At 67.8% G+C, this 18,353-nt stretch carries 18 protein-coding genes and 1 pseudogene; 15 read left to right on the forward strand and 4 right to left on the reverse strand.

Annotated elements, in window-relative coordinates:
- The first annotated feature begins 3 nt into the window (after window positions 1-3).
- The 13 genes from O7623_RS31215 to O7623_RS31275 all read left to right on the forward strand — a co-directional run bounded on the left by O7623_RS31215 (window position 4) and on the right by O7623_RS31275 (window position 10,800).
- Window positions 4-876, forward strand: a complete 873-nt coding sequence (locus O7623_RS31215) for a replication-relaxation family protein (RefSeq protein WP_282229669.1) — start codon at window positions 4-6, stop codon at window positions 874-876.
- Window positions 864-1,916, forward strand: coding sequence for a M23 family metallopeptidase (locus tag O7623_RS31220; RefSeq protein WP_282226496.1), 1,053 nt, complete (start codon window positions 864-866; stop codon window positions 1,914-1,916). The genes O7623_RS31215 and O7623_RS31220 overlap by 13 nt, the downstream gene beginning before the upstream one ends.
- 433 nt (window positions 1,917-2,349) lie before the next feature.
- The gene (locus tag O7623_RS31225; protein ID WP_282226497.1) at window positions 2,350-3,594 is read left to right on the forward strand and encodes a hypothetical protein; all 1,245 of its coding nucleotides are present in this window, start codon (window positions 2,350-2,352) and stop codon (window positions 3,592-3,594) included.
- Between the two features lie 257 nt (window positions 3,595-3,851).
- Window positions 3,852-4,319 (forward strand): hypothetical protein, encoded by a 468-nt coding sequence (locus O7623_RS31230; RefSeq protein WP_282226498.1) that lies wholly within the window; start codon window positions 3,852-3,854, stop codon window positions 4,317-4,319.
- Entirely contained in the window at window positions 4,316-4,885 is a 570-nt protein-coding gene (locus O7623_RS31235) for a hypothetical protein (protein WP_282226499.1), read from the forward strand. The genes O7623_RS31230 and O7623_RS31235 overlap by 4 nt, the downstream gene beginning before the upstream one ends.
- 169 nt (window positions 4,886-5,054) lie before the next feature.
- Window positions 5,055-6,041 (forward strand): DUF932 domain-containing protein, encoded by a 987-nt coding sequence (locus O7623_RS31240; protein WP_282226500.1) that lies wholly within the window; start codon window positions 5,055-5,057, stop codon window positions 6,039-6,041.
- A gap of 1 nt (window position 6,042) precedes the next feature.
- Window positions 6,043-6,654, forward strand: coding sequence for a hypothetical protein (locus O7623_RS31245; protein WP_282226501.1), 612 nt, complete (start codon window positions 6,043-6,045; stop codon window positions 6,652-6,654).
- Between the two features lie 94 nt (window positions 6,655-6,748).
- Window positions 6,749-7,288 carry a hypothetical protein gene (locus tag O7623_RS31250; RefSeq protein ID WP_282226502.1) on the forward strand — a complete coding sequence of 180 codons (540 nt, stop codon included), beginning with the start codon at window positions 6,749-6,751 and terminating at the stop codon, window positions 7,286-7,288.
- An 11-nt stretch (window positions 7,289-7,299) separates the two neighbouring features.
- Window positions 7,300-7,713, forward strand: a complete 414-nt coding sequence (locus O7623_RS31255; protein ID WP_282226503.1) for a hypothetical protein — start codon at window positions 7,300-7,302, stop codon at window positions 7,711-7,713.
- Window positions 7,713-8,369: a hypothetical protein gene (locus O7623_RS31260; RefSeq protein WP_282226504.1), complete on the forward strand. Its 657-nt coding sequence runs from the start codon at window positions 7,713-7,715 to the stop codon at window positions 8,367-8,369. Before O7623_RS31255 ends, O7623_RS31260 begins: the two co-directional genes overlap by 1 nt.
- Window positions 8,366-8,758, forward strand: coding sequence for a hypothetical protein (locus O7623_RS31265; RefSeq protein ID WP_282226505.1), 393 nt, complete (start codon window positions 8,366-8,368; stop codon window positions 8,756-8,758). The genes O7623_RS31260 and O7623_RS31265 overlap by 4 nt, the downstream gene beginning before the upstream one ends.
- Before the next feature lie 191 nt (window positions 8,759-8,949).
- A complete protein-coding gene (locus tag O7623_RS31270) occupies window positions 8,950-9,600 on the forward strand; it encodes a hypothetical protein (RefSeq protein ID WP_282226506.1) in 651 nt (216 codons plus the stop codon).
- Between the two features lie 267 nt (window positions 9,601-9,867).
- On the forward strand, window positions 9,868-10,800 hold the full coding sequence (locus tag O7623_RS31275) for an HNH endonuclease (protein WP_282226507.1): 933 nt from the start codon (window positions 9,868-9,870) through the stop codon (window positions 10,798-10,800).
- Here the strand turns inward: O7623_RS31275 and O7623_RS31280 are convergent.
- From O7623_RS31280 to O7623_RS31290, 3 genes and pseudogenes are all read right to left on the reverse strand, one after another.
- A pseudogene (locus O7623_RS31280) lies at window positions 10,744-11,241 on the reverse strand (transposase). The gene O7623_RS31275 and the pseudogene O7623_RS31280 overlap by 57 nt on opposite strands.
- A 144-nt stretch (window positions 11,242-11,385) precedes the next feature.
- On the reverse strand, window positions 11,386-12,069 hold the full coding sequence (locus O7623_RS31285) for a hypothetical protein (RefSeq protein WP_282226508.1): 684 nt from the start codon (window positions 12,067-12,069) through the stop codon (window positions 11,386-11,388).
- A 604-nt stretch (window positions 12,070-12,673) separates the two neighbouring features.
- Window positions 12,674-13,234, reverse strand: coding sequence for a phage portal protein (locus O7623_RS31290; protein WP_282226509.1), 561 nt, complete (start codon window positions 13,232-13,234; stop codon window positions 12,674-12,676).
- A gap of 351 nt (window positions 13,235-13,585) precedes the next feature.
- Between O7623_RS31290 and O7623_RS31295 the strand changes: the two genes are divergently transcribed.
- Together O7623_RS31295 and O7623_RS31300 are read left to right on the forward strand one after the other, a co-directional pair.
- A complete protein-coding gene (locus O7623_RS31295) occupies window positions 13,586-13,759 on the forward strand; it encodes a hypothetical protein (protein WP_282226510.1) in 174 nt (57 codons plus the stop codon).
- Window positions 13,760-14,062: 303 nt separating this feature from the next.
- A complete protein-coding gene (locus tag O7623_RS31300) occupies window positions 14,063-14,617 on the forward strand; it encodes a hypothetical protein (protein WP_282226511.1) in 555 nt (184 codons plus the stop codon).
- A gap of 207 nt (window positions 14,618-14,824) precedes the next feature.
- On the opposite strand, the gene O7623_RS31305 is transcribed toward O7623_RS31300, so the two are convergent.
- Window positions 14,825-17,854 carry a P-loop NTPase fold protein gene (locus O7623_RS31305; protein WP_282226512.1) on the reverse strand — a complete coding sequence of 1,010 codons (3,030 nt, stop codon included), beginning with the start codon at window positions 17,852-17,854 and terminating at the stop codon, window positions 14,825-14,827.
- Window positions 17,855-18,353: the final 499 nt, after the last annotated feature.

Consider the following 18,353-nt stretch of genomic DNA (forward strand, 5'->3'; position numbering starts at 1 on the left):
GATATCCCTCCTACCCGCACATCTGCCACCGGCAGTCCCCGCCTCACGGCGTCCGTCGTAGCCGGCGAACTCGGCCGGCTCACCCCCCGAGACCGGCTCCTGCTCGACCTGCTCGACCAACACCGCACCTTCACCACCGACCAGCTCGTCGACCTCGCCTTCGGATCCGTCGGCCGTGCCCGCAACCGGCTCAACACCCTCCACGACCGAGACATCCTCGACCGGTTCCGCCACTACCAACGGCCCGGCTCGCAAGCATGGAGGTGGACCCTCGGCCCGGTCGGCGCGGCCCTCATCGCGGCCGGACGGGGTGAGACGCTGCCGCGTCCGGCCGCTGTGCGCGACGCCACCGCCCGACTCGCCATGTCCCCAACCCTCTCCCACCTGATCACGGTGAACGGGTTCTTCGTCGCGCTCACGGCACATGCCCGCACGCACCCCGGCGCACGGTTGGTGCGGTGGTGGAACGAGGCACGCTGCCGGGAGGCGTGCGGGAACCTGGTCCGCCCGGACGGGCACGGTGTGTGGTCCGACAACGGCCCGGCGGTGCCGTTCTGGGTCGAGGTCGATCTCGGTAGCGAGGCGTTAGGGCGGGTAGCGGGAAAGCTCGCCGGCTACGCCGCGCTACCGCCCCGACGTGCGTACCCGGTGCTGTTCTGGCTGCCCACCGCCGCCCGTGAGGCCAACCTGCACGCCCATCTGCGGCGGTCCGGGGTGCCGGACGGGGTGACCGTGGCCACCGCCGCCGCTGACCACGCCGCGACGTCCGGCGGTCCGGCGGGGCAGGTCTGGCGCATCGTGGGGCACCCCGACCGGGTACGTCTGGCCGACCTGCCCGCACCGGGCGGGGACGGTGGTGCGTCGTGGGACGGGTAGCCCTGTGGGTCGCGGTCGGGGCCGCTGTGGCGTTGCTGCTGCTCACCTCGGCCACGGCCGGTGTCGTCTCGTCCGTGTTCGGTGGAGGCGGTGGCGGGGGTAGCTGTGCCGGGGCGGTCACCGTACCGGGGGCGGTCCCGGCGGGGTTGTCGGCGAAACAGGCCCACAACGCCTCGGTCATCGTCGCCGTGGGTGAGCGGATGCGGGTGCCGGTGCGCGGATGGGTTGTCGCCGTTGCCACCGCTCTCCAGGAATCCTCGTTGATCAACCACGGGCACCTCGGCCCGGACAACGATCACGACTCGTTGGGGCTGTTCCAACAGCGACCGTCGCAGGGGTGGGGCACCCAGGAACAGATCATGAACCCCGAGTACGCCGCCGCCATGTTCTACGAGCGTCTCCTCGCCGTGCCGGGGTGGGAACGGCTACCGCTCACCGACGCGGCACAGGCGGTGCAACGGTCGGCGTACCCGGACGCCTACGCCCGCCACGAGGCACAGGCAACCGAGATCGTCGCCGCGTACACCGGCGGCACGCTGCCCGTGTGCGACGGCCCACCGATCAGCGCCTCCGGGTGGACCCGCCCGGTGCCAGGTACGGCCGGTTCTGGTTTCCGCACCGCCGACCGGCCCGGCCACGACGGGGTCGACATCGCGGCCCCGAAAGGCACCATCATCCGTGCCGCGTCCGGCGGCGTCGTGGTGCGCGTCCTGTGCAACATCGACGGCAACTCGTGGGAACCCACCGGCGACCCGATGCCGTGCGACAGCGACGGCCACCCGGGACTCGGCGGGTGCGGCTGGTTCGCCGAGATCCGCCACGCGGGCGACGTCGTGTCGCGCTACTGCCACATGGTCCGGCAACCGACCGTTACGGTCGGGCAGACGGTGATCGCCGGTCAGCCGATCGGGCATGTCGGAAGCTCCGGAAACTCGTCCGGACCACATTTGCACTTCGAGATCCACGAAGGCTACCCCGCCACGAGTGGCAATGCCGTTGACCCGGTTTCATTCATGCGCAGCAAAGGCGTACCCCTGTAATCAGTGAAGTGATTTTCACCACAATCCACAGAGGTCTTCATGGGTTGCGGTGACCGCCGCACGTCCCGGCGAACCAGGCACGCGACATCGTCCTATCCGACCGGAAATCCACGACCCCGTCAGATGGCGTGAGCGCCCCGCGTGCCGCCCACCCCGTGGGCAACTAGGGGCGGGTGTCGAACGTGGCCCAGCGACGAACAGGGGGCACCGGACGGCGCAATGGGCGGCTATAGCCGTTCCGGAATCGAGCGCGGAAGCGGTACGGGTGCGTCCCACTTAAAGAGTCTTGGGCACCGGGGTTGACAATCGCCGGGGTATCGAGCGTCCATGGACGTGGGCAACAAAAACCGCCCCGGTGAACCGCAAAACAAATGCGCACCACGCGCATGCGGAATCGCCATTTGTCGACCCCTTGTATGGAGGTGCATTCGCCATGACCGCGAACATTCTGCTCACCCCCGGCACGGACGAGGCCCGGTTCGCCGTGGCCGACGCGTTGCGCCACTACCCCGGCGTCACTGCCCGCAAGTTGGCCGGACAGGCGAGCCTGCCGCTGCCCGTCGTCACCGAGGCACTCCAGCACATGGAAACGGCCGGGACCGCCACCCGCACACCCGACCCGACCAAGGGCAACCGCAAGAGCGCCGACACGTGGGAACCCACCACCCCCACCGAGGTAACGCCTGACACGACCGACGAGACGCCCTCCGCTGACGACGCCACCACCGGCGACGAGCCGACGCCCACCACCGACGACACGCCCGCGACCGGCAGCACGACCCCGGACACAGCCGACGAGACGACCCCGGACGACGACACCTCCACCGACGAGGCGGCAGGCACGGCCGACACCGAGGCCACCACCGACACGACGCCTGACCCGACCAACGAGCCCACCGGCACCGACGAGCCGACGCCGGACGACGCACCCACCACCAACGAGGCGGCAGACACGACCGACGACGCGACGCTGCCCGAGGCCCCCGTGTCCGGGGCACCGGTCGCCGCGCGTCAGCCTGACCTGAAGGTGCTGATCATGGCTGGTGTCTTGGGTGGGCACCCGGACGGGATCACCGCTGACGAGGCGATTGGCGAAAGCGGCTTGTCGGTCGCGATGGGCGACACGATCCTCGCCGCGATGGAGGTTGCCGGTGCCGCCCGTCGCCTGCCCGTTGACGACGACGGCAACGAGCTGTGGGTGATCGGCGACGGGGACCTCGCCACCGTGGATCCGGCCAAGGCCCCGACGCACACGACGTGCCCCACCTGCGGGCACACCCGCAAGATCCGCCGCCCCTCCGCCCGCCGCGTCACCGGCACCGGCCGTACGACCGGTGAGATCAACAGCGACGGATCGGCCAAGCTCGGCAAGAACGAGTTGCGCAACCGGGTCGAGGCGTTCATGCGCGACCTCGGCACCGGCCACGACGTCACCCCCGGCACCGTCGCCCGTGAGATCGGCGGACGGAGCCCCGGGGCGGTCCGAAACGCGATGGCCAAGCTCGGCGGGGCCGGCGTGCTGATCCTGACCCGCGAGGCACCCGAAACCTACGCCCTCACGGACAACCCACCCGCCCCGACCGCCGAGGTCCGCGCGTTCATGACCCCACCCAACGACACCACCACCGGCGACGAGCCGACCACCGACGAGGCCACCGCCGCGCCGGTAGCCGCCTGACCCACCGCCCCGCCGGGGCCGAGCAGCCTGCCCGGCCCCGGCACCCGCACGCCCACCCGCAAGCGCAACGGAAGGAACGAACAATGACCACCCACGACCACCCCCACCCCGCCAACGCCACGGCGCACGCACCAGGGTCGCTGCGCTGCCCCGAATGCGGGGAACCGGCCCGCCCCGTGCCGCCGCGTCACTGGCCCCTCGACGGATTCGCCCCACGTCCGGACACCTCCCACCGCGACGGCACACCACTATGCCCGGTGCCCGGCCCCGACGGCTCACAACCGGCCGAACCGATCGGCGCTCCGGCACGCCTGACCATGCGGCAGGCCGTCCAGCAATCCTGGCTCATCCACCCTGAATGGACCGTGAGCGATCACCTCGCGTGGCTCGATGGCGAGGGCTACGACACCGACGACGTGACCGGCCACTTGGCCGAGGTCATTGGCCGGTGGCTGGCCGAGTACCGCCGCACCGACCCGAGATCTCCCCGGCCCGCCGACGAGACACGCGTGTACGTGGTCGCAGGCGGTGACATGGTGGCCGTGTTCGACTCGGCGGAAGCAGCCGACCTCATGGCCGTGACGATGGGCTGCGTGAATCTCGCCTCGGTCACCCGGTGCCTGACCGAGGAGCAATGGCAACAGGCGCACGCCGTGTTGCGGGCACAGCAACCGCACATCACCGTGACCGATGCCCGGCCCGGACGTGCGGCCGGTACGTCGTGACCGGCCCATCGGGCACCGGCCCCACCGCCGACCGGCCCGACATCCCGGCGTCGCTGACCGCACGGCCCCACGACGCGCGGCGAGGCCTGCCCATCCCGCCGGTCAACCTCCACCCCAACCCCGGCGGCGGGTCGCACGTGGACTTCACCACGATCAACACCACCATCTCCACCCGCCTCGCTGTCGAACGGCGGTGCTCGCTGTGCGGTGAACAGATGGGCTACTGGGTGGCGTTCCTCGGCGGCCCGAGGTCCGCTGAGCTGATGCGCTACGCGGACCCACCGGGCCACCCCGACTGCATGACCGCAGCCCTGTCGCTGTGCCCTCATCTGGCGCTCGGTCGGCACCGCCGCGCCCGTGCCGACCGTCCCGGGGCGGGCACCATCCCGCCGGGTTCGCACGGCGACAAACCCGACCGGTACCTGTTGGGCATCACCCGCGCCTACCGAACCCGGTTCATCCCCGACCACGGCTACACCGTCTACCTACCGGCCCCGTTCAAAACCGTGCACACCTATCTGTACGGGCCGGACGGGCGACTACGACCGGCCACCGACACCCGGTAGGCCACGCCCAGCGGTGCGCGTCAGATTCGCCGCAGAAACCTCGATCGACTCCATCCGATCGGCTTGATGCACCCATAGAGGTAGGAAACATTGTTTGTGACGGCACGCCGGGGTCGCAATCCCCGGCCCGTCGCCCACCCGAACCACACGACCGGAAAGGGGTGCCACCGTGGCACACGAACTCGAGACGTTCGCCAACGGCGAGACCGCCTTCGCCTCCGCGCGACTGTCCGCCTGGCACCAACTCGGCACCGTCACCGACTCCTGTATGACCGCCCAGGAGGTTATGAGCAAGGCATGGCTCGGTGGCTGGGAGGTCCGCAAGATCGCCATCCAGGGCATCGAGATCACCGACAAGGGCGTGACGAAGGTCGACTGCCCCGACAAGTACATGACCGTACGGACCAACCCGGTCACCGGCGAGACCGAGTACCTCGGCGTGGTCGGCGAGGACTACAGCGTGGTCCAGAACGAGCAGGTAGCCGAGACACTCAACCTCCTGGTCGACGCCTCCGGTGCGCACTTCGAGACCGCCGGCTCCATGCGCAAGGGCCGGTCGGTGTTCGTGACCATGAAGCTGCCGAGCGCGATGCGGATCGCCGGAGTGGACGACATGGACCTCTACCTCGCCGCCACCACCAGCCATGACGGCACCGCCTCGCTGCGCCTCGACGCGACCCCGGTACGGATCGTGTGCGCCAACACGCAGGCTCTCGCCTACCAGCGGTCGCGCAGCTCCTACACGTTCCGGCACACCTCGAACGTCACCAGCAAGATCGCCGAGGCGCGCCAGGCACTCGGTCTGATGTGGAAGGCGTTCGACGCCTTCGAGAGCGAAGCCGAGAAGATGATCAACGAGTCGCTGACCATGGGCGAGTTCGAGAAGATCGTCGCGCAGGTGTGGCCCCTCGCCGACGATGCCTCCGACACGGCGCGCAACAACGCCAAGCAACGGACGAACACGTTGCGGTACCTCATCCGCGACGCCGACACGCAGAAGGCGATCAAGGGCACCCGGTGGGCCGGCTACCAGGCCATCACCGAGTACGTGGACCACTTCGCCCCCGCCAAGACCGACCTCGTCCGGGCCACCCGGGCGCTGACCGGTGCCGGAGCGGACCTCAAGGCCCGCGCGTTCGAGCTGCTGGCGGTCTGACGTGGGCCGGCACGGGGGCCGGGCCACCACGCCCGGCCCCGGTACCGGTGGGCACCCCGCCACCGGGACCGCACACATCCCCACCGAGCCCAGCATCACGCCGCTGTACGCACCGGCACCCACCGCCGAGACGGTGGTCGCGCTGGCCAACGAGATGTGCTCCACCTTCGCGGCGGCCGAGGTCGCCCGCGCGTTGGCCGAACAGGCGACGAGCGAGGCCGAACACGCCCAGTTGAGCGCACGGGCCGCGCAGTGGGACGCCCTCGTCAACGAGCGGTGGCCCGCCCTGGTCGAGGCGATCAGGGCGGCTCTGCCGCACACGGGGCAGGTCGAGCACTTCATGCCGGTCCGGCCGCTGACCAACGGCCACGTCGAGCTCCATGTGCACGACGAGGCCGGCCGCCGCCTCGTCGTGCTGCTCACCGGCGCGCAGGCCCTCGCCGTAGGCGCGCACCTGACCGCGTACGGAGCGATCAGCCTCGACCGCATCGGGCAGAAGCTCGACCCGAGCCTGCCCCAGCTGAAGGCCACACCACCGTTCGACCCCCACGGGACCGCCGGGCAACCGGCCAACCCCGACCGTGCCGCCGGGCCAACGGCCACCCCAGCCTGACCGCCGCCACGTGTTGCCGCGCGGCCCACGGTCCGACCCCGGGCCGCGCGGCACACCACGTGACTTCCCCTCTTACTGACAACGGAGTACCCGTATGAACCCCGATGACCTGTTCGACCTCGCCGCAGACTTCGCCCAGGCAACCGGCAACGCCGAACGGTTCCGCACCTGCGCGGCAACCTCGACCGGCGACGACCACACAACAAACACGAGGAAAGCGTCACGCTGGGAGGCTGTTGCCGCCCGCCGACGCGAGCACCTGCGTACCGCGCTGCGCGAGGCGCTTCACGGGACCGTCACGGCCGTACCCGACGCCGAGTTGCCCGTCGCCACCTGGCAGCAACGCCTCGTCGAGATCCGCGCCATCACCCTCGACAACACCCGCGCCGTGCGGGTGCGGTACACCCCGACCCAGGCGCTCACCACCGGAGCCGATCTCATCGCCTGCGCCGCCGTCACCGACGAGCACAGCGGCGGCATCCTCGCCGGAATCCTCCCCGCCTTCCCACCCCGGCCAAGCACCGACAACGAGCCGGCCGGCGAAGAGGAGACGGGCGGCATGACGAGCCGAATCGAGCCGTCCGAGGACGCCAACGGCGACGGGCAGCACACCTCCAGCTTGACCCACCCCTGAACGGAGTCCTGATGTACCGATCCATGGAGTACGGCGACACCGCCCGGGTGATCGCACCAACCGACGCCACCGAATACCGCCTCGGCATCGTCATCGACGTGCGTTACTCCACCCCGCATACGACCCACGCACGCAGCTACACCCTCCGCTTCCCCAACGGCACCGAGCGCACCTACCCGGCCGCCCAGGTCGCATGGTGCACCCGCGCCGACGACTACGCCGCCCTGGAAACCGCCTTCGTCACCGCGTGCGTGGCACTACGCGACGCCTGCCGCATCGCCCACGACTACGACGCGGACCTCGCCAACGGAACCGCGAGCCTCCTGCGGCGCCTGGTCGACCTCGCCCGCCTACGCCTCGCGCTGACCCTCGACCCGGCCAACCCCACCCGGCCCGGCAACAACAAGACCGGAGGCGGACACTGATGCCCTCGTACCACCCCCACCCGGGACACTCCATCAGGGCGACCGAACCCGGCACGCCCACGGGCCGGACCGGCGAACCGCTCTACTGTCGGCGATGCCGCCGAGGCGTCAACGTCCGCTTCAACCCCCACGGCGTCATCGTCGAATACCTCCACGCGGCCGAGCAGCGCGGCGAACGCAGCGACCACAAAGCCGAGCCGGTACCGGTCACCGAGATCCCCGACCCGATCATCGAGTGCGACTTCTGCTCCGCACCCGACGCCACCTGGATCTACCAATGCGCGAACCAGCTGACCGATGTCCGACGAGTCACCGCGCAGGTCGTGGCCGTCAGCGACTACCGCAACCGGCACCACGCCGCACGCGTCCGCCGCACAGGCACCGAGCACGCACTCACCCAGGCATGGGGAGAGCGGTGGTCCGCCTGCGACGGCTGCGCCGACCTCATCGAGACCCGAGACATCTACGGCCTCATCCAGCGGGTTACCGACGCGATGCCAGCAAAAATGGTACGAGGCAAACACCTCGCACGAACCCGTGCCCTGCTCCACGACACGTACTCCACGGTCTTCGACACCCTCGCCCCAGGCCGTGGCCAGATCACACCCGGCAACCCGCTGGGCATCTGGCCCGAGGCCCCCGAGGCGGCGTCGTGAACACCACCTCGCGGCACCGCCCACTCGCATACACCCACGCCAAGTCGATCCGGCACCCTCGCCCGGTCTGCGGCCTCGACAACGGACCGCTGACCCGCGTCACCGAGGACCACCACCTCGTGACCTGCCCGGACTGTCAAGAACTGGCCGACATCGACGCGCTTCCCGACGACGCGACCGCCGGTGACCCCCGCGTGATCGAGGTCCTCCGCGAAGCCATGCGCGGCGCGACACGCAAGATCGACGGGGTCGTGGTGGACCCGACCACCGCCGCCGCGATCCTGACCGTGTACGACGCCGCCAAACCCGCTACCCGCGCCAAACTCGCCGCGCTGCCCCTACACCGCATGGCACAGGTCGCATGGCGAGTGCTGCGCCCACGCGTCTAACTCGGCATGGGTCGGTGGCCGGCGGGCACACCCGAGGGTGCGCGCAATTCCCGACCGGCCACCTCGCCCACCCGGGCCACCTGCCGGCCACACGACCACCAATACCCGGGCCGGACGTACCGCCGATCCTACGACCCGAGTCACACGCACCTCGACGACGCGGACGGCCACCGAGCCGTCCGCGAGGGAGGATGAACGGCGTGGCACGACGCGTGATCGGCGGACGGATAGCCCTCAACCGGGCCGGCGTCGCCGCGCACACCGGCGCGGCCTACTCCACCGTCAACCACTGGCACCGCCACCGCGCCCGATTCGGCTTCCCTGAGGGCTTCCGCAGCGACGGCCGCCAGTGGTTTTGGCTCGACGACATTGAGACATTCCACGAAGCGCACCAGGCCGCGAAGCGCGCCGACCTCACAAAGGTCGACCGCCGCGGACACCCCGACGACCTCATCGGCTCCGGCGCCGCAGCGAGGGCCCTCGGCTACGGCTCCTACCGCAACCTGCCCGACACCCTGCTCGATCGGCCCGACCGCGTCGAGCACCTGCCCGATGGACGGAAACGACGCCTCTGGTACCGGCGCACCATCTGGACCGTCGCCGACGCACGCACGGGCCGACAATCCACCGGCCGTACCCCCGGCACCACCGGTGCCCGTCAACCGCATCCCTACGCCGACGACCCCCGGCTCCAGACCGCCACTGAACTGCTGAACGAGGCCGCCGCTGCGGGGCGTGACCGACATGGGCTAGGTGCAGAGTTGGCACTCAAGCTCGGCATCCCGCAACGTACAGCGCAACGGCTGCTCTCGGAAGCGTGCCGCGTTACAGGCCTTCGGTGACGGGCCGCGAATGAAGGACCTGCTCACCCCTCGATGCTCGTGTCGTGGCTGTGCGCTATCTAGCGACACCGAACTTGACCTGCATCGGCGGCAGTCGCTGCAGCGGGCAGCGGATCGGCCGCAGATGAAACTCGACAGGGAAGTGGGGTTAGTCCGGCCGGACAGCTGGCCCTGACCCACGAGAATCGCCCACGCTACCGGAGCATGGTCACATTACGCTCAATTTACCGAGTTGACGGCTATCACCTCGGCAGCGACCATCTGCGTGTGCAGAAGAAGCAGAGGTGGTTCGACGAAGGCGCGCTCGTGCTGCGTTCCGTGCTGGAACGGCTTGGCCGAGGCAGTGATCTCCCTGCCGCCACTGATTACTACGCCTGCCCATGTTGCCTGGTGGCGTACACGCGGGAAGCCCTGGAAACCGGCGAGTTGACGGAAGAGCATGTACCACCGCGAGTGTTGGGCGGCCGAGGGCTGGTGCTTACCTGCAAGGACTGCAACAACAGCTCCGGCACCTACTTCGACTCGCACGCCCACCGGCGCGCGGACACCGAAGGCTTCCTACGGGGCCGAGTGACGGGCCGCTACCTGCCTGCCACGATGTACGCCGACGGCATCCCGCTGCGGGGCACGGCGCATCGGACAGGGGAAGGTATTCAGGTCTTCGGCGTTCCAAGCCAAAATGACCCTAAGGTGCAGGCGGCGCATTTCGAGGCGATGGATGCCTACGTTGACAGTCGTGACCCCAACCCGAGGATTTCCTTCACTATCCACGGCCGATACAGCGAGGCGCGGGCCCGGTACTCCTGGATCCGTTCGGCGTACCTGGCAGCGTTCGCCGCGCTGGGTTGGAGCTACGTACTCCGGCCAGTGATGAAGCCAATCACCGACCAGCTCAGGAACCCCACTGCCGAAGTCCTCCCAACCTACATGTTCCGTGACCTCAGCGCGCCGCCAGAACTCCGGCGCATATTGCTGGTCGACGACCCAGACGAACTGCGGTGTGTGGCGGTGGCGATGGGCGAGTTTGTGGTATTCCTGCCAGGTCTGTTCCGTCCGCTGACATGGCCACAACTTGCTGACGCCTTCGGGGAGCGGCGGAACATCGATAACCAGCTGACCGTGATCCTCAACGGCAAAGAGATGTCATGGCCACACTCGCCGACTTACTTCCTCGACCGATCTCCGACTGTTAAGGAGTGAACGACCGGACCAGGAAGTGACAGCGGGGTGTGATACCCAATGATCAGTGTGCCCGTCGGTGCCGGCGTAACCCAGGAACACTCCGACCTGGCTGTTCTCGGTCCGTCCTGCCGTCCCGGTGTACTGCCGCTGCACCCCGACCGTGTGGATGCCCTTCTTCAGGTCGTCGGTCTCGTCGACGGTCAGGACCGCGTCCGGACAGCCGAACCGTCCGGTGATCAACCGCCGCAGGTCGTCACGGACGGCGTCGGCGTCCCACACCGCCCCGATACAACAGTCGCTGCATCGCGTCCGGTCTGGCGTGTCCGGCCTGCTCGGCCAGCTGCCAGCACGTCTTGACCTCGAGATCGGCCAGCAGGCCGGACACGAACTGTCCTGCCGCCGGCGCGGCTCCACCCGAGCGAACCGGCCCGCGAAGCAGTCCAGTACCTCGGCCAGCACCCACTCCCACCGGCCAACGGCTACGCTGTGGCACGCGGCCACCGTAAGATCTGATGTTGTGTCCACAACGCACAGAGGATCATGCGGTGGCCGCCCCGCGTCCACCAGGGTTCACAAGCAAGATCTCAAACGGCGGCTGCCGTACTAGAAGGGATTGATCGCATCATCGATTGGGTACGGGGAGGTCGTGCGCGCTACTTCGCCAGTGCTCTGCTTGGCCCATGGGGTGTTGGATGAATCCGTAAAGTACACTGTTGATTCGGCCGCTATCGTCACCCTTCCGCTCAAATCGATTGAAGTATTAAGTATTGGAATCGGTCGCGGAAAAGCCTTATGGCGGTCGTTTTTCTGGCTTGGCGAAATTATTGGAGAGCGCTTCGCTATTATTCTCCTCCCGTCGGGAGTGGTTGTTACTACAATTACGTTGTGGATCGGTGTGGCGCTGAAATTTTGCACCGTTGCGTTTATGTAGTGGATGGCCGGACCGTTGGTAAACGCGAAGGTGGAACGGAAAACCACAACCAATTGGGCTGCGCGGACATCGGCCTCGGCGCGTTCCTGAGCCAGTTGCTGCTGTGCGAGTCGCGCTTGCTGGCGTTCGTGCATCAGAAGCGCTGCGGCGGCTCCCGCTGCCAGGAGGCCCGCGAGGATTCCGCCTATGCTGCCCCACGCCTGCATCCAGTCCGTGACCTTCGGAGCCTCCTGCCCTGGCGGCGGTTGGTATCGGATTGAGGTGTTGACCATTAGCAGCAGGAGGAAGGCGACCACGGACAGGCCAAAGCAGACTGCGCATCCGATCAAGAGGCGGCGGGGTGTCCAATCTCTCACGGGAACATTCTGCCGTCCGCCCGCAACCGCCGTCGGACACCCGCGCCCAACCCAGCGCCCGCTTGTCGCGGTAGACGCTGCCTGGATAGTCGCCCGTCCACCGTCGGCAACCATCCGGTACGCCGAGCCGACCGTCTTGGTCTCGGCCGCCGCGAGTGCCTGCGGGACGCTGGCGCCCATCCGGATCGCCCGCTTCACCGCGACCGGACCGGTCGCCAGAAGCGATGTCGCGACCTTTGCCGGGGGGTAGTGATCCCGCCCAGGCGATCGTGGGCATGGCGTCCAGCACGCTGGACGCGTTGCGGTGTGCCAGGTAGAACACACCGCCCAGGCCGGCGGCCTTCTTCCGTGCCTCATCGATAATCTTCGAGGCCGCGGTCGTGTAAACGGGGAAGGAGGCGTCGAGGTTTCCGGCGTTGAGCAGCGTGCGGTACGCGACGGTCACCTGCGCGGCGGCCTCGCTGGCGACTTTCGCCTGCGCTACCCGGTAGCTCTCGGCGAGCGCGTCCGTGGTCAGCACTGACACGGCGCACTCCTTCGAGGGTTTAGACGGCGGCGGGCTCCGCAGGTGCGGCCGGAGGCTGCGGCGTCAATGACTGGCAAGTCAGGGCCTCGGCAAGCTGGGCGAGTCCGTCTGCGGACGTCGCATGCCGCGCCACCGTTCGATGTCCTGGTCAGTGACGCCAGGAATGCGCTCCCATGCGGCCTCGGCCGGCACGGCGAGCATGGTCACCATCTTTCCGAGGGCATCCACGGCGGCGGCCAGTGAACGAGCCTCGGTGTCACGCCAGCGGACCTGCGCGGACAGGTCCCGGGCCGACTCGGGGTCCCCGGCGGCCAGCGCGGCGAGCCGGAGCGTCTGCTCCCACGACTCGCCGAAGATCGTCTCGTACTCGCCGATCTTGCGCTGTGTGGCAGCCTCGGCGGCGGCCAATGCGTCAGCCGAGAGGTTGACCAGGTCGCCGAGCAACACGTGCGGGCTGAGTTGGGCGATCGCGGCGAGAGTCCGCACGCCCGAGCCGTAGGTTTCGAGGTGCCCCTTGACGTCGGTTTGGTCGAAGCTGCCGAACTTCGCGTCCGGCGAGTCCGTGACCCACAGACGGTCAACGGCGGCCTGGAATGGCTCGACCGGCTGACCGAACAGCGGGGACTCGGGGTCGTCCACTGTCGGGATCGCCAGACCCGTTGCCCAGCGCTGGCGGAAGCTCGCGAACTGCAAGGCGATGAGCAGGTTGAAGACGGCTCGTTGATCCGGTCCTGAAGGACCAGCAGCGGTGCGATGATGCCCCGGTTCTCGCCGTCCAGCCGATCGCGGAAGCGGACCATCGGGCAGACCTTCAGGCCGTGCTCGTCGCTGCGGAGCAGGACCAGCCGTTCGCTGCCCTTCGCGCGGCCGATCAGGTGGACGGCCTCGTCGTCGAACAGCTCCCACAACCGCATCCCGTCGGCGGCGGTGCCCTTGACCCGTAGCCCATGTACGGGCCACTCGTCGTCGTCCTCGAAGAAGGCGATGGTCTTGGCTGGCGGGACCGGGCGGATGCTCGGGTCGGGCTCGCCGGGCAGGACGATCGTGTACGAGGCGCCGAACTCCAAGGCGCCCCGGTGGGCGATCGTCTGCCGCGCGTCGAGCCGGTTCGCCTGCCAGTACGCCCACGGCGGGGCGGACTGCGTCGACCGGGCCGGGCGGTAGCCGTCCACGAACAGCGACTTGACGTAGGTCTCGCTGATTAGCGGCAACCACGGAGTGATCGCGTTCTCAGCCAGCGACCGGTACTCGTTGCGGGCGCCCCGGGCCATGTACGGCAGGTCATGGTCGCCGCGTAGGTAACGGGCGATTCTTCCTGATCCGGCGCGTTCGTCGTTCCAGGTTGCGGCGTGGGCGTCTACCAGCTCGGCCGCGAGGCTGGCGACGGCCGATGGGGTGGTGGGCACCTAACCGTCCTTGCGTGTCTGTGATTGAATGCCATGCATGGCGCACGCGACCCCACGGACTATGACCAATCTACCAACGATGGAAATCGTTGTTGATCTAGGGGACGCTCCGAGATTGAGCGAGGTAGCGCGCTACTTTGAAGATCTGTCGTCGATCTACAACTACGCACTGACGATCTATTTGCCGAATTCGGTTGCTAGGATGGCGCTGCGAGTTGTTCGAGTTCGTATGAGTAGCCCGCTTGAGACCGTGCTTGCGGCTTCGTCTTCCTTTCAGCCGGTAGCGGCCGTCGTCGCCGCTCTCTGGGCTGTCGAGCGTGCGATCCGACTGCTGATGGAGTGGCAGATGCACCAGCTTGAACTGGCGGGGAGGCGGTCAGGGGGCTCGGGCGAGGACCGAGAAGACGATGATCTGGAAGCGCTTCTTGAGCGACAATCCGAAATTGCCAGCTCGGCAATCGATGCGCTAGAACAGGGTGCCGGCAGCGGAGGACTAGAACGTGCGGCAGAGGGTCGCGACGCTGCGTTGAGTGCTGCACGGCGGATTATCCGGTACCGGGTAATTCTCGTTGAAGTCGACGCTGACGCAGGTAAAGGAAAACGGAGGAAGCGCTAGAATCCGTACAACCGCCCAGTCCTCTTCCTTTGTTTTGCTAACACGCCCTCGGCGAGGGCGCGGGAACGGGCCATGCGGGCGAGGAACAGCGCGGCTAGATTAGGTTCTTGAGCAGGGCGCTGGTGGGCCGCTGGCGAGCTGCCCGCAGGGGTCACGGATCCTTTTCCACGGTCCCTCGACCGATCCACACACATTCAAAGGTCAGCGCTATTCGTGCGTGGGGTCCCAGATATCCAGGATCGCCCGCTCGTGGTGACGGTACCCGGCCTCGCTCAGCCAGTCTCGCAATGCCGCCGCCGTGATATCGCCGGGCCCTGACCGGTACTGGTAGACCTTGGAGTAGTGAGTACGAGTGACAGTGCCTTGCCGTGGGTAGCTGTTGAGGTCGACGACCGCGGCGAGTCCTTCGGAAGCTATCAGTGACATGTGTAGGAGCGCGGTTTCGGGTGGGGATGACTGGTCGTCGAATTGTGTCCACAGCTCTTTCGCGGTCTGCACGCACCGGACAAGCGCGTCGGTGAGCTCGAACAAGCCGTTAAGTGTGAACGCTGCGGGGAGGGGTACGGTCCGGGCCCGCGCCTCCGCAGGTTGATGCCGTTCGTCGAGTTCTGCTAGGTGGAATCCGATGCCGACGGTCAGCAGCAGCGCCTGCTGGTGCGGGCTCTGCGAGATGTGGCCGGTGATGAGCTGGGCACCGGCCCTGACCGGAATTGCCTGACTCTGGCCGAGAGTGCCGGGTGTGGCGGCCCGAGCGACCGATTGAGCGGTGGTGTGGAAACGACCGTCAGCATTGCTTATGAACCAGGGTTCGGCGGCTACGCCCCAGTCGGAGTGGCGCGCCCGGAGCCAGCTGCTGATCGGTGAGCCTTGCATCGCGGCGATCAGGGTTTCTTCACGTGTCCCGAGTGGGGGACCCCATCCGTTGGGCACACGCGCAGGAATCTCGTGGCCCGCAGGCAGCAGCACGGCGACCTGCAGCGTCAGGTCGAGCGATTCGCCTCCATCTTTTATCAACGACGGACGGTGGTTGGTGAAGGGGTGGAGTTGTTCCTCGGGCGGGTTCGGCAGCAGACTGCCCGGTTCCTTCGTACCGGCGTCTAGGGCCTCGATGAGGGTGCTGGCGGCGAACCGGCGGCGGTTCGCCCACGACACGTCGGCGCGGTCGAGGGCGCCGGGCCGGGTGCCCGCCGCAGCGTCGTCCAGGTGCGCCCGCACAGCAATAACACGGCGGCGGCCGATACGTCCCAGGAACGCCGTCGCGTCGAATCCGCCGATCCGGGCGTGAGGGCCAGCGGATGCAAACACGACCTCGATGTCGACCAGCCGGGCCGCGAGATGCACGATTGACAGACCCTCGTCGACTGCGGTGGCGATCCGCCGGTCGACGTCCGTGTCGCCGAAAGCAGACTCCAGCCGGGAGACGTACAGGCTCACCGGTTCGATGGGGGCGGTGTCGCCAAGACGCGTGTGCTCCTGGACCCGCGCCCACGTCGCTTCGTAGGCGACCTGAACGATGTCCGCAAGCCATGACGAGCCGGGAGGTTGGGCGACGAGACGCGCAATTGTGGCGTCGCCCGGCTCGGGGACCGCCATCCGGATCGCCTTCAACATATATGGCAGCAGACCGGGATCTCTCAGCGCTATTGCGGGCAGCGGCCCGCCGTCGGCCCGCCGCAGCAGCGCCGCGAGCCAAACGGTCGCTGCTTCGTCAGGACCGAACCCGCCCGCTGAGGGAACGCGAAGGTGGTCGAACTGCTCGAACACGTACGGGATCACTGCGGCGGCCTCGCCGCCTGACAGCTCCGTAGACAGCGACTCGGCCCGCCGGAGTGCCCGGGCCGCCCGAGCGCACGCATGAGCGTCGGTGAGGTCCGGTCGTAACGCCATGGTCAGGTCCTCGACCGCCACGCTACGGCGTCCCTCGGCCAGATCTCGGATGGCCCGAACGAGACTATCGTCGCTAATCTCTCCGGTGATGGACGTCAGGGCGAAATACCGCTCGATGTAGTCGCGATCACTGATCCGCCGCCGCCCGCGCCGCTGGTGCTGGGCCACTATCGATCTGACCGGGTCGGTGGTCAGACATGGAAAGAGCCGTTGCAGGGCGGCCGCGACCCGACCGGTGTGCGGCGCTGGGACGTCGAGCCGGGCCAGCCCCGACTCGTCGAATTCGGCACGGAGGCCAGCGAGGTCGGTGTCATCGACGAGTGCGCTGCGGTGCAGGGCGATGGCCTGGTACAGACGCGGATAGGTGGTTCGCAGGAATGTCAGGGTGATGAAGTCGACAACATCGACCTCAGCAGCGCCGACCAGTGGCAGGTAGATATCGATCTGAGCGAGCAGCCGGGCCACGCTGCGCGGCTCGGTCAGAACCCGCAACAGCAGCACCTCACGCTCTTCGCCCATGCGGCGTTGCGCATCCTCGTTCAACGGCGCGGCGGCTCGGCCGAGCGCGTCAGCGAGGCCGGTGTTGAACAGCGACTCAGCGTGTTCCAGGCGGACCGGTGGCTGCTCGAGACGCAACGTGACGATCTTCTCCAAGAACGCGACGGCCCGGGCACCGTTCTTGTAGGCGATCGGCGTAGCGGACAGCACGTCAAGGATGGTCTCCTGGTCGTACGCGAGGACGTAGTGCACGTACGGCAGCCGGCCCAGCGCGCGCACCGCACGGAACACCGCCAACAGCTGCTCGGGCTGCAGCCGGTCGACATCGTCGATGACGACCAGTATCGGTCGGGCCAGCGCATCTAGCGCGTCGCGGACCTGCTCTGCCTGCTCCTGAAAGGTCGTTCCCTGATCGGCAAGCCGCTGGATGGCCTCGTTGGCCACAGCGGTCGCGGCACTACCGACCACCGGCACCAACGACAGCGCTGGCGTGGCCAGGACGCCGTACCGGGAAAGCTGACGCCGAACCCGTGCGCCGGCGGTGCTCTTCTCCGGTACTGCGGCGCGGATCGCGCCGAGCAGCTCGGTGACGACCGCATCAGGACCGGACAACGCCCACGGGTTGATCCAAGTGACGCCCCACCGACCAAGGTCGAGTCCTGCCACGATCATCTGGATCGTGCTGGTCTTACCGCTGCCCCACGGGCCGACCAACCCAACCACCGTGCTGCTCGGCCGGGAGCCGATCTGGTCAAGTAAGTCGACCACGCGGGTCACAAACGGACCGCGCCCGAACAGGTCCTTGCTCGGCTCATCGATCGGGTCGTCGACCCACCAGTTGCCGTCAGACAAGCCGGACACCGCCATTCGTCAGCCATCTCCGAAGCGGCGGCCATTGTATCGAACAGACATTCCACACCTCATTGATGCATGGCCAAATATGCGGCATGCCGCGATCCGTTCGTCGCTAACTGTGACGGTGTGGGCACTCGCTCGATGAGTCGGAATCGGAGCGCTGATCTAGCCCACGGTCCTGGTGCCTGATGCGGGTGCCTCGTTCGCCATCGTCCGTCGATGTTCGCCGGTTGGCTGCTCGGTCCTGAGCCGAGGATGCGTTCGGCCAGATGATTCAGGGTGCGGCTGGACAAAAATCGTCACAGGGTGGGACAGCATGGCGAGGCTCGCGGTCGAGGCTTCGATTCTTGGTCGACAGCTGTCCTGAATGGAGCACCGAAGCTATCGAATCACCGGGCCTGCTGAACCCGCTCTGAGCTGCAAGAGCAGCTTGAAAGGCTCGCTGATCATGTCAGTTGGTCCGTGAGGAAGCAGGTTTGTGGCGAGTCTTGCGGTG

Source organism: Solwaraspora sp. WMMD791 (genome assembly GCF_029581195.1).
In the GTDB taxonomy this organism is placed as follows: Bacteria; Actinomycetota; Actinomycetes; order Mycobacteriales; family Micromonosporaceae; genus Micromonospora_E.

Excerpts from the sequence above, each read along its gene's own strand:
- O7623_RS31255 (WP_282226503.1), top strand. The coding sequence starts at position 7,300 with ATGTACCGATCCATGGAGTACGGCGACACCGCCCGGGTGATCGCACCA.
- O7623_RS31260 (WP_282226504.1), top strand. The coding sequence starts at position 7,713 with ATGCCCTCGTACCACCCCCACCCGGGACACTCCATCAGGGCGACCGAA.
- O7623_RS31270 (WP_282226506.1), top strand. The coding sequence starts at position 8,950 with ATGAACGGCGTGGCACGACGCGTGATCGGCGGACGGATAGCCCTCAAC.
- O7623_RS31250 (WP_282226502.1), top strand. The coding sequence starts at position 6,749 with ATGAACCCCGATGACCTGTTCGACCTCGCCGCAGACTTCGCCCAGGCA.
- O7623_RS31225 (WP_282226497.1), top strand. The coding sequence starts at position 2,350 with ATGACCGCGAACATTCTGCTCACCCCCGGCACGGACGAGGCCCGGTTC.
- O7623_RS31300 (WP_282226511.1), top strand. The coding sequence starts at position 14,063 with ATGACCAATCTACCAACGATGGAAATCGTTGTTGATCTAGGGGACGCT.